This is a genomic window from Salinadaptatus halalkaliphilus, assembly GCF_006543045.1.
Taxonomy (GTDB): domain Archaea; phylum Halobacteriota; class Halobacteria; order Halobacteriales; family Natrialbaceae; genus Salinadaptatus; species Salinadaptatus halalkaliphilus.
This window is the reverse complement of record NZ_RBZW01000021.1, coordinates 407,584-420,576: the sequence shown is the minus strand read 5'-3', so window position 1 is coordinate 420,576 and position 12,993 is coordinate 407,584. Positions and strand designations below refer to the sequence as shown.

Annotated in this window: 11 protein-coding genes; 4 read left to right on the top strand and 7 right to left on the bottom strand. The window is 64.0% G+C overall.

Annotated elements, in window-relative coordinates:
* Nucleotides 1-14: 14 nt before the first annotated feature.
* On the bottom strand, nt 15-344 hold the full coding sequence (locus D8Y22_RS09455) for a DUF7344 domain-containing protein (protein ID WP_141464452.1): 330 nt from the start codon (nt 342-344) through the stop codon (nt 15-17).
* A gap of 776 nt (nt 345-1,120) precedes the next feature.
* Here D8Y22_RS09455 and D8Y22_RS09445 point away from each other — a divergent pair.
* Nucleotides 1,121-1,618 carry a DUF4870 domain-containing protein gene (locus tag D8Y22_RS09445; protein WP_174811812.1) on the top strand — a complete coding sequence of 166 codons (498 nt, stop codon included), beginning with the start codon at nt 1,121-1,123 and terminating at the stop codon, nt 1,616-1,618.
* An 82-nt stretch (nt 1,619-1,700) separates the two neighbouring features.
* Here the strand turns inward: D8Y22_RS09445 and D8Y22_RS09440 are convergent, their stop codons facing one another.
* A complete protein-coding gene (locus tag D8Y22_RS09440; protein WP_141464450.1) occupies nt 1,701-3,047 on the bottom strand; it encodes a hypothetical protein in 1,347 nt (448 codons plus the stop codon).
* A 321-nt stretch (nt 3,048-3,368) separates the two neighbouring features.
* Here D8Y22_RS09440 and D8Y22_RS09435 point away from each other — a divergent pair, with 321 nt between their 5' ends.
* A complete protein-coding gene (locus D8Y22_RS09435; protein WP_141464449.1) occupies nt 3,369-4,661 on the top strand; it encodes a TIGR00341 family protein in 1,293 nt (430 codons plus the stop codon).
* Nucleotides 4,662-4,727: 66 nt separating this feature from the next.
* Here D8Y22_RS09435 and D8Y22_RS09430 read toward each other — a convergent pair whose 3' ends face one another.
* Complete coding sequence (locus tag D8Y22_RS09430) at nt 4,728-5,789, bottom strand: phosphotransferase family protein (RefSeq protein ID WP_141464448.1); 1,062 nt, start codon at nt 5,787-5,789, stop codon at nt 4,728-4,730.
* Nucleotides 5,790-6,085: 296 nt separating this feature from the next.
* Between D8Y22_RS09430 and D8Y22_RS09425 the strand changes: the two genes are divergently transcribed.
* Nucleotides 6,086-7,384 carry an MFS transporter gene (locus tag D8Y22_RS09425; RefSeq protein WP_141464447.1) on the top strand — a complete coding sequence of 433 codons (1,299 nt, stop codon included), beginning with the start codon at nt 6,086-6,088 and terminating at the stop codon, nt 7,382-7,384.
* An 18-nt stretch (nt 7,385-7,402) separates the two neighbouring features.
* On the opposite strand, the gene D8Y22_RS09420 is transcribed toward D8Y22_RS09425, so the two are convergent.
* Together D8Y22_RS09420 and D8Y22_RS09415 are read right to left on the bottom strand one after the other, a co-directional pair.
* Entirely contained in the window at nt 7,403-8,722 is a 1,320-nt protein-coding gene (locus D8Y22_RS09420) for a YihY/virulence factor BrkB family protein (protein WP_141464446.1), read from the bottom strand.
* A gap of 93 nt (nt 8,723-8,815) precedes the next feature.
* Complete coding sequence (locus D8Y22_RS09415; RefSeq protein WP_141464445.1) at nt 8,816-9,931, bottom strand: tRNA (guanine(26)-N(2))-dimethyltransferase; 1,116 nt, start codon at nt 9,929-9,931, stop codon at nt 8,816-8,818.
* 116 nt (nt 9,932-10,047) lie between these two features.
* Here D8Y22_RS09415 and D8Y22_RS09410 point away from each other — a divergent pair, with 116 nt between their 5' ends.
* On the top strand, nt 10,048-10,404 hold the full coding sequence (locus tag D8Y22_RS09410; RefSeq protein WP_141464444.1) for a hypothetical protein: 357 nt from the start codon (nt 10,048-10,050) through the stop codon (nt 10,402-10,404).
* A gap of 28 nt (nt 10,405-10,432) precedes the next feature.
* Here D8Y22_RS09410 and D8Y22_RS09405 read toward each other — a convergent pair whose 3' ends face one another.
* Nucleotides 10,433-11,923 (bottom strand): PAS domain S-box protein, encoded by a 1,491-nt coding sequence (locus D8Y22_RS09405; protein ID WP_141464443.1) that lies wholly within the window; start codon nt 11,921-11,923, stop codon nt 10,433-10,435.
* On the bottom strand, nt 11,920-12,993 hold the full coding sequence (locus tag D8Y22_RS09400; RefSeq protein ID WP_174811811.1) for a sensor histidine kinase: 1,074 nt from the start codon (nt 12,991-12,993) through the stop codon (nt 11,920-11,922). The genes D8Y22_RS09405 and D8Y22_RS09400 overlap by 4 nt, the downstream gene beginning before the upstream one ends.

Below are 12,993 nucleotides of genomic sequence, written 5' to 3'. Positions count from 1 at the left end.
GACGGCGCTGCCGGCTAGCCCCCAACTGAGCCGTTCGATTCTGACATCTGCGGGGCCGCCCTTGGATACTCGTCGCAGTGCTCGAGCATCCCGGTGATATCCTCGAACCTGGGCCCCGGTCGCACCATCCGCGTCTCTCGGTTCCACTGTACGAGTCCGAGGTCAGCTAACCGCGGCAGATGGGTATGATACAACGCGAGCTCGAGGGAGTCGGTCGACTGCGCTGTGGAGAAGACGTCCGCTGGAACACGGAGCCCACCATCGTCGTGTGGACGATGGTCGAGCAACGCACGGAGGATACGGCGTCGGTGGGCGCTCGAGAGCGCCTCGAAGAGCTCGTCCATACGTGGCCCGTCATCGATAACGTGTATGAGAATATCTCCAAAAAAATTTGGTTCGCACTACGAACACACTGGACAGACGGCCGAAATATACGTTACTTGATGACTTGACGACTATCGTCGACGCTCGACCGAACGGCGCTCGAGTCCCGGCACCGAGTCCACAACGCCAGCGCGGCGACGATGCCGTCGAGCAGTGGAGGGCCGAAGGCGGGGTCGACAGGAGCGGCAAACTCCTGTAGCACAACCATTAGCGAGCGGCGATGTAAAAGAGAACCGTCATTTTGGCGGGCGCCAAACGGAACTGACACAGCGCCACGTCGTCGAAACGATGCTCGAGGCGGCGCGCCCCTTTTTTACCTGATTGCAGGCGCTAAGTCCCCTTCCTCAACGAGCACCGCAGTCCGCACCAGCGAACAAGGAGCGCAGTAGGGAGGGATACAGCGCCGTCTTCGTTTCACTTTCAGTCTGTGCCGGGTATTTACAACACTGCCAGTCGAAGACTGGAAGTGTGATGGTAGCTACTCATCGTCTCGGCTTAGAGTCCGACAAAAAGGGCGGTCGAGATGAATCTCGCCATCACCATCGAGTAGGAGTGGGTCACTCCGAATCTACGCCTGCGGAGACTGCGCTCCCTGCGCGGATGGTCGGCGTCAGTCGAGCATCCGTGAAAAAGCGCGTCGCGGAACCAGGAAGCCCCACCCTCAGCGAGCGCATCAGCGCGAGCAGGGTGGGGTAGTTCACGTATCCGTTCGCCGATGACCGAACCGAGACTCGATATGTCTACCGACCGTGATTTTCAGTCCGGACGCCGCGACGAATCGGCCGCGATCGACTCGAGGGCGCCCGGGCCGTCGGTGCTCGCGGAGCGAACGCTGCTTGGCGTCTTCGCCCACGTGATCGCGTTCGTCGCGAATCTCGTCCCGTTTCTGTTCGTCGTTCCGATACTCATCTACCGCTTCTCCGATCACGAGTTTACCCGCACGAACACCCGGAACGCGATCAACTGGTACGCGTTCCTGTTCGCGACGGTCGTCACGTTCGTGGCCGTGTTCTTCCCGGTGGCGTGGCTGACCGACGCGGTGGCGCTCCCGGGCGTGATAGAACTGCTGCTCGTTCTGCCGGTGTTTCTGTTCGCGTTTTTCGTCACCCTGTTGCTCCCGCTTACCATCCTCTTCTGTCTCGTGGCGACCGCGAAGGCGATCTTCGGGACCGCCTGGACGTATCCGATCGCACCCGATGTCGTCGGCTACGTCGCCAGCGTCCGCAGCCAGTGACCGTCGTGGCAACGCTCACGCGCGGCGCTGTCCGTCCGTGGCGAAGCCACAGACGATCGTGTCGGTGTATCGAGACCGCGTATCAGTCTTCGGTAGTCGCTTCCGCCTCGGCGACGACCGTTATCTCGGCCTCGTCATCCTCGCCGACCACCCGAACGGGGAACCGTTGATCCTGGGCCACCGGGTAGGTCTCGAACTCGAGGGTCGCCGCGCCCGACTCGCCGGCGTCGAGAGTGATTTCCTGGGTGTCGACCAGCTCGGGATCGTGACCGACGACGAGCTCGAGATCCTGTGTGATCGGTGTCTGCCCACTGTTTTCGACATCGACGATCACTTCGAGGAGATCCCCTGCCTCGACCGGCGAGTTCGTCGACCGGATCGACACCGAAACGCCGTTTTGGGTGCCGCGGTCTTCCTCGAGTTGCCAGCCCTCGAGGGTGGCGATGCGTCCGTCCGAACAGATCACCCATGGCATGACGTGGCAGGTGTGACAGAAGGCGTCCGTCGACAGCGTCGCGGTGTCGGTCGTCCCCTCGAGGTCGGTGATCTCGAGGATCGTATCGGCCTGGGTGAGCCACCAGACGACCCGATCGAGACCGCCGTCGGGATCACTCGCGGTGAGTTCGACCTCGTAAGTCTCGCCCCGGGAAACCGAGAGAACGTCCGCGCTGGGGCGACGGTCGTCGATCGACGGCGGACCGTGCCCGCCGGGGTCGACCTCGACCGTCCAGGTCGCGGCGTAGGTCTGTTCGCCGTCGTCAGGGACGACGGCTGCGGCGACCTCGTAGGTGCCGACCTCGTCGAAGGTCTGACGCCAGTAGTGGGCGCCGGTCTCGCCGTAATAGGTGCTCTCCCAGGGGCCGCCGACCCCGCCGCCCGCCCGGGTGCCGTCGACCCACCAGATGGCCTGCTGGAACGCGTCCGGATCGATCGCACCCGCCTCGAAGAACACCTCCGTGCCGGGCGCGACCGTCAGTTCGGCGTCGGGGCTCGAGTCGGGCAGCGTCGACGCCCCGGTCACCGACACCATCCGTTCGGCCGATCCGGCGTCGGTCTCGACGCGGATCGGGAACTCGTCGTCGGACGGTACCGGGTACGTATAAAAGCCCTGCCGGACCGTCCGGCTCTCGCCGGCCTCGACCGTTAGTTCGCGGCGTCCGATCGACGCCTCGGCGTGGCCTACGAGTAGTTCCATCCCGATCCGAACGTCCGTCGACCCGGTGTTCTCGAGTTCGGTCGTGATTCGAAGATACTCCCCCGCCGGAACCGGCGCGTCCGTCTCGATGATCGAGACCTCGAGTGCGTCCGTGGCCGTCCCACTGGAGGCAACACCCCTTCGCCGGTTAGCAGCCGTTCCGTCGATCGACGCGAGCACGACGCTGCCGGTCGCGGCCCCCCACAGTAACCGCCGTCGCGTTGGATCGTCCATAGCGGTCGCTACCCCACGAACTCGTCAAAAAACGATATCACGGTTGCGAATCTAATCGCGGATTGGCCTCGCGAGCGCTCGTCGTACGTCGACGATAGCCGGCGTAGTGGGCCGCTACCAGCCGAGGGTTGTGCCACCGCGGCGGGAGTGACTGTCCTGGTGCCGTTGCACACTCGAACAAACCGCTGGCACACAGTCGGTACAGCAGACGCCGATCACCGGGTACCGCGGGATCGACGCTCGGACATGGATCGGGAGGACCGGCAGGCCGTGACCAAAAATAGTTAGCAATTATGAACCCGGAGTGTTTCAGGCCCGGACGTGCGACTCGTCCAGTTGACGGTGCCGACGGGCAAACGCGAGACGATCCTCAAGACGCTCGACGATCGCGAGATCGATTACGTCGTGACCGACGAGAAGAGCAACCGCGAGTATACGGCGGTCGTCTACTTCCCGTTGCCCTCGGCGGCAGTCGAGCCCGTCTTAGACGAGTTACAGGAGGCGGGGATCGACGACGACGCCTACACGGTCGTCGTCGACGCCGAAACCGTCGTCTCACGGCGGTTCGAGTCCCTCCGCGAGAAGTACGAGACCGGGAACGTCGAGTCCGAACGTATCTCGAGACAGGAACTCGAGGCCGAAGCCGAGTCGCTGACGCCGACGTTTGGCATCTACGCGACGATGACGGTCGTAAGTGCGATTGTGGCGACAGCGGGTCTGTTACTCGATTCGCCGGCGGTCGTCGTCGGCTCGATGGTGATCGCGCCGCTGATCGGGCCAGCGCTGGGGGCGAGCGTGGGGTCGGTAATCGACGACGAGGAACTGGTCTTCGAGAGCGTCCTCTACCAGATTCTCGGTGTCGTCCTCGCGATCGCGGCGGCGGCGCTGTTCGCGTGGATGGTCCGGGTGACGAATATTGTCCCGCCGGGATTGGATATCGCCGAGGTCGGCGAGATCTCCGAGCGGCTGACGCCGGATCTCCTCTCGCTTGCGGTCGCACTGGGAGCGGGCGTCGCCGGTATTGTAAGCATTTCGACAGGAATCTCGGTGGCGTTGGTCGGCGTCATGATCGCGGCGGCGCTCATCCCGCCGGCCGCGGCGGCTGGCATCGCGATCGCCTGGGGCGAACCCTCGGCGGCGATCGGCTCGACCGTCCTCGTCCTCGTCAACGTCATTTCCGTCAACCTCGCTGGCCTCGTGACGCTGTGGTACGCTGGCTACCGACCCGAGGGTATCTTCTCACTGGCCCCGACCGAAGCGCGCGTCCGCAAGCGCGTCGCCGGTTTGGCCCTGGTCGTCCTCGTCTTCGCCGTCTTCTTGGGCGCGATCACCTACTCCTCGTATGCCCTGGCCACCTTCGAGGAGGACGCGACAAGCGAGATCGAACTCGTCCTCGAGGATGAAGAGTTCGCCCAGTACCAGCTCCTCGAGTTCGAGGTGACGACCGACCAGGAGTATCCGTTCCTCGGGCCCGAGCGTGCGGTCGTCACGATCGGCGGACCGCCTGGCGAGGGATCGACAGCGTTAGAGGACGAAATATACGAGCGTATCACTGCCCAGACCAACGCCGACATCGCCGTCGAGATCCGATATATCGGTCTCGTCGAGCGGTGAGCGGATCGGTCTGGCTCAAGCGGACGCGGTGTGATGGCGTGTACTCTCGAGCGACCCGCCGTCGCGTTACAGCGGTTCGTCGCCGTCGATGATGCGTTTCGCGCGAGCGGCCAGTGCCGGGACGCGGTCTTCCATCTTCGGGTACATCGGATTGTCGCTGTTGCCCTCGAGATAGCGACGGAAGAACATCTCGCCGAGGCCCGCGAGTTTGTAGACCGCGAGGGTGCGGTAGAACCGCTCGTGTGTGAACTCGTAGCCGGTCAGTTCCTCCCACCGGGAGACGAGTTCGACGCGGGTGGGATACCCCTCCCGTTCCATGAAGTCGGTGACGAGTTCGGGGAGCTCCGGCGCGGGGTCTTTGGGATCGCGCCAGTAGGAAAGCATCCAGCCCAGATCGGCCCGCGGATCGCCAAGCGTCGCCATCTCCCAGTCGAAGACGGCGACGACTTCCGGCGGTGTTCCAGGCCCGTACATAACGTTATCCAGTTTGTAGTCGCCGTGGACGAGCGTGTGGGGATGTTCTTCGGGGACGTTGTCACGGAGCCAGTCGCCGACCTCGTGGAGGACCGGCACTTCGCGTTCGTCCTCGGTGACCTCGAAGGCCCACGAGAGCTGTTTGCCCCAGCGGTCGACCTGTCGCTGCGTGTAGCCCTCGGGTTTGCCGAACTCGCCGAGGCCGATCTCTTCGTAGTCGAGTCGGTGGATCTTCGCCAGCGTGTCGACGAGTTCCTCGCCGATGCGCTGTCGGTGCTCGGGGGTGGCGAAGCGATCCGGTTCGTCCTCCCGGAGGACGTCGCCCTGGAGTTGTTCCATCACGTAGAAGTCGCTACCGATGATATCGTGATCCTCACAGGCCGAGACGGGTTCGGGTACCGGAACGTCGGTGTCCGCGACCGCGTCCATCACGCTGTACTCCCGGATGACGTCGTGGGCCGTATCGGCGGTCTCGCCCGGCGGCGGCCGCCGGATGACGAGCTCGCGATCGCCCCAGGTGACGAACAGCGTCTCGTTCGAGTGACCTTCCTGATGCCGTTCGACGTCGTAGTCGTCCGCCTCGCCGAGTTCGTCCTCGAGATACGCCGCGAGTGCGTCCTCGTCGACGAGGCGTTCGTAGTAGGTGTCGCTCATGGGTGGCTGTCAGTGGCCCTCCCTCCTCGGGTAGGGTCCGCGATGTCGTCGGAACGTCGGTGCACAACTGCCATGATGATGTACGGTACCATTACTCCACTGCTTAACGAAAGTGGTTCGGTATCGGTGACAGTCTACCAGCGTTTACTCGCTTCTCGAGGAACGTGAACCCAAACGCTTTTCGCGACTACTGACTAACTAGTCAGTTAAATGCAGTCAGCATCGAACCAGTACCTCGAACTGTCGGTCGGCAGTTCGGCTCGAGACGAGCGTCGACGTGCCGGCGGTGTGACCCAGTGAGTGGGTCGGTCGAGCGAAGCTGGGTCGTCGTCGGCGCGGTCATCGCGAGTACGTTTTTCGTCGGTTTCGGCGGTGGCGTCATCTTTCCAATTTTGCCGAACCTCGGCGTGGTTCTTGGTATCTCGCCGTTGTTGGTCGGCATCATTCTCAGTGCGAATCGGTTCTCGCGGCTGCTCGCAAACGCACCCGCGGGGGTCCTCGTCGACCGGATCGGGACGCGAACGCCGTTCGTCGTCGGGATGGTTGTCCAGAGCGTCGCCACGTTCGGCTACGTGGTCGCCGTCGTCGCCGCGCGGCCGGAGCTGTGGTTCCTGCCGAACGTCCCCGAAGCTTGGTTCCTCTCCGCGCGGATCGTCTGGGGGGTCGGCAGCGCGGCGGTCTTTGCGACCGCCTACACGATCGCGGCCGACGTCAGCGACGGCGACTCGAGGGGCGCGAGCATGGGCCTCATCCGCGGCGGCGTGCTCTTCGGATTCCCGAGCGGCGTCGTCATCGGGGGCGTGCTGAGCGAACTCGCGGGGACGGTGCCGGCGTTTCTCGTGGCCGCGGTCTTCGCCGTCGCCGCGAGCGTCGTCGCCTACGTGACGATCCCCGAGACCCACGTCGAGAATCGCGAACGGCGAGCCGTCTCGCTGTGGGATGTCGACACGAGCGTCCCCGCCGTCACCGTCGGCATCGTCAACTTCGCGGTGCTGTTTGCCTACATCGGTGCGCTATTCGCCACGCTCGTACTCTTTCTGGACCACAACGATCTCGGCGTCTTCGGCTTCGGCGCGCAGGCGTCCTCGGGCATCTTCATGGCGATTACGGTCGTCGCCGCGGGTCTGTTCATGTTCCTTGGCGGCTACGTCACCGACCGAACGGGTTCGAGGTTACCGACGCTGCTGTGGTTTCTCGGCCTGACGTTCGCCGGCTTCGTTCTGCTGGCGATGGCCGACTCGGTCGTGACGCTCACCGGCGCGTGCCTGTTGATCGGCGCCGGACAAGGTGGCACGAGCGGCCCGCTGATGGCGCTGCTGGCCGATCTCACGCCCGAGGACCGGATGGGCCGCGCCGTCGGGACGAACAACGTCCTCGGCGATGTCGGCGGCGGCCTCGGTCCGATCGTCGCCCTGCCGCTGGTCGAACTGTTGGGCTTCTGGCCGGTCTATCTCGCCTGTGCGATTGCCCCCATCGCAGCCGGTGGCGTCCTCCTCGCGGGAGTCCACCATGAAACCGGCCGGTTCTTCCCGACGTTCGACTTCCTCGAGGCGACGAGTCGCGCCCGCGAGGGCTCGAGCGAACACGCCGATTGACCGGAGCGTCGAGGGCGATTAGGACCGGCGCTCGCCGATCGCGTCGCGGATCCGACCGGGAACGTCGAGCAACGCGATGCCGGCACCGAAAAGCACCATCAGGACGTAGACGCCAAGCGTCGAGGTCCAGACGGTAAACATCGCGAGAATCGCCCAGATCCCCTCGAGATAGTAAAACGCACCAAGCGCCAGCACGGTGCCATAGAGCAAGACGACATAGGGCCCCCAGTCGCGGGCGTGTCCTCGTCGAATCCGGCGGCGCACGTATCGTTTGAGTTCGCCCTCGAGGGAGTCTTTCTGAACGGTTCGGCGTTCGACGGACTCCTCGTAGTCGTCGATGCGGTCGCGTAGCCGCTCGATCTCCTCGCGAAGCGCCTCGGGATCGTCGGCCCGGTCTCGCGTTCGGGCGCTCGAGCGCGCTCGCTGCTCGCCGCCGGCAGCGTGGCCGTCGCTCCCAGCCGAGTCGTCGACCGGCTCTTCCTCGTCGGCACCCGTGGCGTCGTCGGTCATCGCTTCTATCGAGACCTGTCGGGCGCCGGGACTTTGTAGCTGCCGATCCATATCACGGCCGGCAAGCACTGCGTTGAGGATCGCGCCGAAGACGAGGATAATCGCGCCGATGTACAGCCAGATAAGGACGAGAAAGACGGCGCCAAGTGCTCCGTAAAGGGCGTAGCCGGTCGCGAGGTCGGCGTACACCGAAAACGACTGGCTCAGCGCGAACCAGCCGACGGCGGCGACGAGCGTTCCTGGCAACGCCTCGCGAACGCCGACGTCCGCATCCGGAAAGACGACGTACAGCGGCAGAAAGGTCACGCTTAGGCCGACCACGACCAGCACCGGTCCCAGGATTCCGACGCCGACGAAGGGAACGAACCGGATCACGTACTCGAGGCCGCCGACGAGAGCCAGTCCGAACGCGATGACCAGAAAGACGATCATCGCGTCCCAGAACGTATCGATCAGGGACTTCGAGCCGGCAGTGCCGTACACCTGCGAAAACGCCCGATCGAGGCCACGGAGGACGCGGCTCGAGCCCCAGAGGAGCCCGAGTGCGCCGACGATGGTCGCACTCTGTCGACCGGTGTCGTCGAGCACCGTCTCGGCGAGCAGTTCCTGGGCCGACTGCGTGAGTACGTCACTCGCCGCGGCAGTCAGTTGGTTCGCGAGCGCTTCCCCGCCGATCGAGGCGGCGATCCCCATTCCGAGCAACAGCAGCGGCACGAGCGAGATGAACCCGTAGAAGGCGACGCCGGCCGCCAGCAGCGTCACTTGTTCGGTCCGCGCGAGCCGAAGGACTTCCGAGGCGAGCTCACGCAGTTGGTGACGGTCGATCACGTCGGTACGTACGCTGCGAGCCCTCAAAAACGGGGGCTCCGCTCGAGGTCGAGCGGCCGACAGTGGCCGCTCTCCATCGGCAACGGTTGGTACCTACTCGAGGGTCGCAGCCGTCGCCTCGCGAATCTCCCCGACGTCGGCGGTCGTCTTGAACGTCGTCCCGCCGTAGTGGGCGCGGGAGGCCTCGTAGCCGGCCGCTCGCAGGTCGGTCAAAAACTCGTCCATCGCGTTGGCGGGCAGCCCCCAGTTACGACAGAGTTTGTGCTGGTCGTAGTGGGTCGGAACGTCGAGTTCGGCCGCGAGGGTGTCACAGAGTTCGCGCGCGGTCGGTGCCGTCTCGAACTGATAGGGTATCTCGTCGCGGACGGCAGCGACGAATTCGGGGTCATGGACGGCCCCGAGCCAGACCGGGCCGGCAGTCAGCAGTCGGGTGCCGTCGCAGTGAGGGCACGTCTCGAGCGGGTCCGCGATCAGGCCCGGATCGGTGTCCCGGTACTGGCAGTCTTCGCAGTGATAGATGTGGCCGAGTTCGTCGATTGCGGCGTCGGCGCTGGTCGGTTTGTGCTCGAGCTCGAGGTAGGTCCGGACGTAGTGGCTGGTCGCGTGCGTGAAAATGGGTTCGACGCCGACGTCGAAGCGGGCGCCGCTGCGAGCCAACGCCGAGATGAGGATACGAACGCCCATCTCGGGATGGTAGTCGGTGTTCTGTGGGACCGCGGAGTACGAGCGGACGCCGCTGTTGAAGTGGGCGCCACACAGCGGCGCGGTATCGGTCGCGGTGACACAGAGCAGGTCCCGGCAGTTCGCGACGGCCGCGTCGGCGAACGGCATCGGCGTCCCGTAGGGATCGAGGTCGATCACGTCGAAGACCGCCTCGTGCATGAGCGCGTTCGCGTTTCGGTGGACGACCTCGGCGTCTAGGTCGTTGCGCGCTACGTTCTCCCGCGCGAGCGAGACGGCGTCTTCCTCGAGATCACAGCAGGTGACGTCCCAGCCGTCGGCGGCCGCCCGGAGCCCGCGAATCCCGCTTGCGGTCATCGCGTCGAGGTAGGTTTCCGCTCGCTCCTCGCGCTCGCGGTAGGCCCGCAGCGTCGCGATCGTCAGATCCCGATTCAGCTCCTGTCGCGGGTTGTAAAAGACCGACTCCTCGATCCCCTCGGTCTGTTCGCCGGGGACCTCGAGGTCGACTCCGCCCTCGGTGACGCGCATGTGCTCTCTCGTCGGTAGGGAGCGAAAAGCGGTGTGGTCTCGCGGCGTCGGTACGGACACTCGAGCGCCGTCACGACAACCAAACCGATTTTACAGTTCGGTACAGAGGTCCGGGCGTGTCGGACGCGAATCCCGTCGAGCGCTGGCAGGCCGATCTCGAGGAGGCCGGAGAGTTGACGCCAGCAATCGTCGAACAGATCTCGCGACTCCACGGCGACCGCGGGGTTCGCGCCATCGAAGCCGTCGGCGAGAACCGCGTCAAGACCTACAAGGACTTCACGATCGTCGTCGGCTACGACGACGAGTACATCGTCGAAGACGGCGGCTGTACCTGCAAGGACAGCGAGTACAACCTCGACCCGGACGATCCCACCGAGTGTTGCTGGCACGTCCTGGCCGTCGCGATCGCACGTCGCGTCGGCCACGTCGACTACCACGACATGTGGTACTCCGAGGTCCGAGAGTTTCTCTAACCTGCCGACCGAGACTCGAGTGGTGTAGTTACCGAGTTGCTGGGGTGGTTACCTCATCCCGTGGAAGGGAAACCGTGACCCTGGTTCCGCGTGGTTCGATATCCCCAACGGCGATCGATCCCCCGGACCGGTTAACGATCCAATAGACCAACCACAATCCGAGTCCACTCCCGTGATAGAGGTCGTCGATCGCGTCACCCGCCGCTAAGACGGCACGGTCCATTTCCGGGATACCGGGCCCGTTGTCGGCGACCGTTACCACGACGTTCTGGTCGTTCACCGTGACCGAGAGGGAGACGGACGGTGACTCGGTTCCGTTGTGATTAATCGCATTTTTGACCAGTTCTTCGATCGCCTCGTGGACGTTCGTCGTTGCCGAGGCGATCGCCTGGTCGGGGACGTCGACGTCGATACGGGCACTCGAGTCGGCGTCGGCCGCGCTGGCGATCCGGCGAACCACGTCGGCAATATCGATTCGCTGGCTGTCTGGTTGTTCGCTCAAGACATCGGTGATCGCCCGGGACTTCTCACTCGTCGTTAGCAAGTCGTCGACGAGGCCGATCATCTCGTCAGCGGCGTCGGCCAGTTCGCCCGAAACGTCAGTGCGGACCCGTTCGGCTTGGCCACGGATCACCGTCAGGTCGTTACGGAGGTTGTGCCGTAGGATCCGATCGACCACGCGAAGCTGTCGGTGTACGTCTTTGAGTTCGGTGATGTCAACCTGGACCGCGACGAGCGCCGTGACATCATCACCGTCCGTGATCGGCGAGATTGTCTGATAGGCGGTATAGAGTTCGCCGTCCTTTCGGCGGTCGATCACCTCCTCTTCCCAAACTGCCCCCGAGAGCACGGTCTCCCACAGCTCTTCGAAGTAGCTGGGTGGCATTTCCCCTGAGTGCAGGATGTTCGGAGTTCGACCGACCGCCTCCTCTCGATCGTAGCCCGTGAGTTCCTCGAAGGCTGGGTTGACGTACTCGATCGTCCCCTCCGGGTCGGTGATATAGACGGCGTGGCCCGACGCCTCGACGGCCTTCTTGAACTGGTGGAGTTGGTCGGTTCGGTCTTGTAACGCAAGCGACTGATCCCGAAGGCGAAGCAGTGCCTGGATCCGCCATTCGAGTTCGGCCTGCCGAATTGGGAGCGAGACGATCTCGTCGATCGTCGTCCCGAACACGTTATCGGCGATCTCTCCCCGGTCGGTCTCGATAATCTCCGACTGGCGTTCTGGCAACAACAGCAGGACCGGAAAGAGGACCGGTTTCGTCTCGGCTTTGATCCGTCTCAGTTTGTCCGCGTGTCGTTTCAGTCCACCCTGATCGACGATACAGAGATCGAACTCGGCCGCTTCGAGGTCGACCTCGGCGTCGACCACCCGGTAAATGTCGTGTGTCGACAGCCACTCCCGGAGGACGCGCCGGTTGCCGTCCCCGGTAACGAGTGGATAGATCGTCGCGGAATCGGCGGGTGAGGACAATCCGGACTCGAAGTCGTCGGCGGTTCCCGTCCCGTCCGAGGTCACCGTCTCCCACCTCGAATCACCGGGAGCGTAACGACGACGGCGGTTCCGCCCTCGTCGGACTCAGTCATTCGAACGCCGCCACCGTAACCATCGACGAGGGTATCGACGAGGTACAGCCCGACCCCGGCACTCGGATGATCGATTCCCGCTTCGGTGCGACCGAGTACCGCGTCTCGACGATCCGGCGGAATACCCGGCCCGTTGTCGCCGATCGTAACGACGATGCTCCGTTCCCGTTCCGAGACTGTAACTGTGACACGCGGCGTTTCCGAATCGTTGTGCTGGACCGCGTTGTTCAACAGGTTCCGGAACACCGACGAAAGCAGTTCGTTCCCCCGGACGTGCAAGGACGGGATCTCGCCGTCGACGACGAATTCCGCACCCTCGAACAGCGAGCGCCGTTTGCTGATCTCGTCTCTGAGCGCGGCCTCGAGGTCGACCGTGTCCAGCTTCGGGTCGTCGTCCATCTCGAGCATGTCGACGAACTCCCGGACGGCCCGGGTCAGGTCGACGACGTTGCGACTACTATCGAGGATCCTCGTGCAGATCTCCTGGCCGGAGTCGTCGACGTGGGCCTCGAGTTCTCCCGCCCACCCCGTAATGACGTTCATCTCGTTTTGGATGTCGTGTCGGGTGATCCGGTTCAAAAGCAGGAGTTGCTCGGTCGTCTGTGCGACCGTGATCGACTGCGCTCTGAGTCGACGGAGGTTCTCGAGTCGTCTCCGCAGTTCGACGCGTTCGATCGGTGGCGTCAGGATCTCGTCGACGAGGTCCCAGAGGTCCCGATCCACCGTATGGCGGGTCCAGGAATCGATCGATTCGAACTCCGAGGCGGAGCTGACCAGCAATACCGGCAGAATACCGCTTTCGGCCTCTCGACGGTTACGAACTGTACTGACATTCTGACGAAACGTACACTCGTCGAGAACGCACAGGTCGTACTCGGCGGTAGCGAGGGCGTCCCCTCCTCCGGAAACGACCTCGTATTCGTCCTGACCGCGCATCCACTTGCGGAGGACCCGTTGGTTGCCGGCGTTTGCAAGTGCCGGCAGGACGCGGGTGGTTTCCAC

Bases quoted from the DNA above. Each gene is read 5' to 3' on its own strand.
- D8Y22_RS09455 (WP_141464452.1), bottom strand. From the start codon at position 344: ATGGACGAGCTCTTCGAGGCGCTCTCGAGCGCCCACCGACGCCGTATC.
- D8Y22_RS09445 (WP_174811812.1), top strand. From the start codon at position 1,121: ATGTCTACCGACCGTGATTTTCAGTCCGGACGCCGCGACGAATCGGCC.
- D8Y22_RS09440 (WP_141464450.1), bottom strand. From the start codon at position 3,047: ATGGACGATCCAACGCGACGGCGGTTACTGTGGGGGGCCGCGACCGGC.
- D8Y22_RS09430 (WP_141464448.1), bottom strand. From the start codon at position 5,789: ATGAGCGACACCTACTACGAACGCCTCGTCGACGAGGACGCACTCGCG.
- D8Y22_RS09415 (WP_141464445.1), bottom strand. From the start codon at position 9,931: ATGCGCGTCACCGAGGGCGGAGTCGACCTCGAGGTCCCCGGCGAACAG.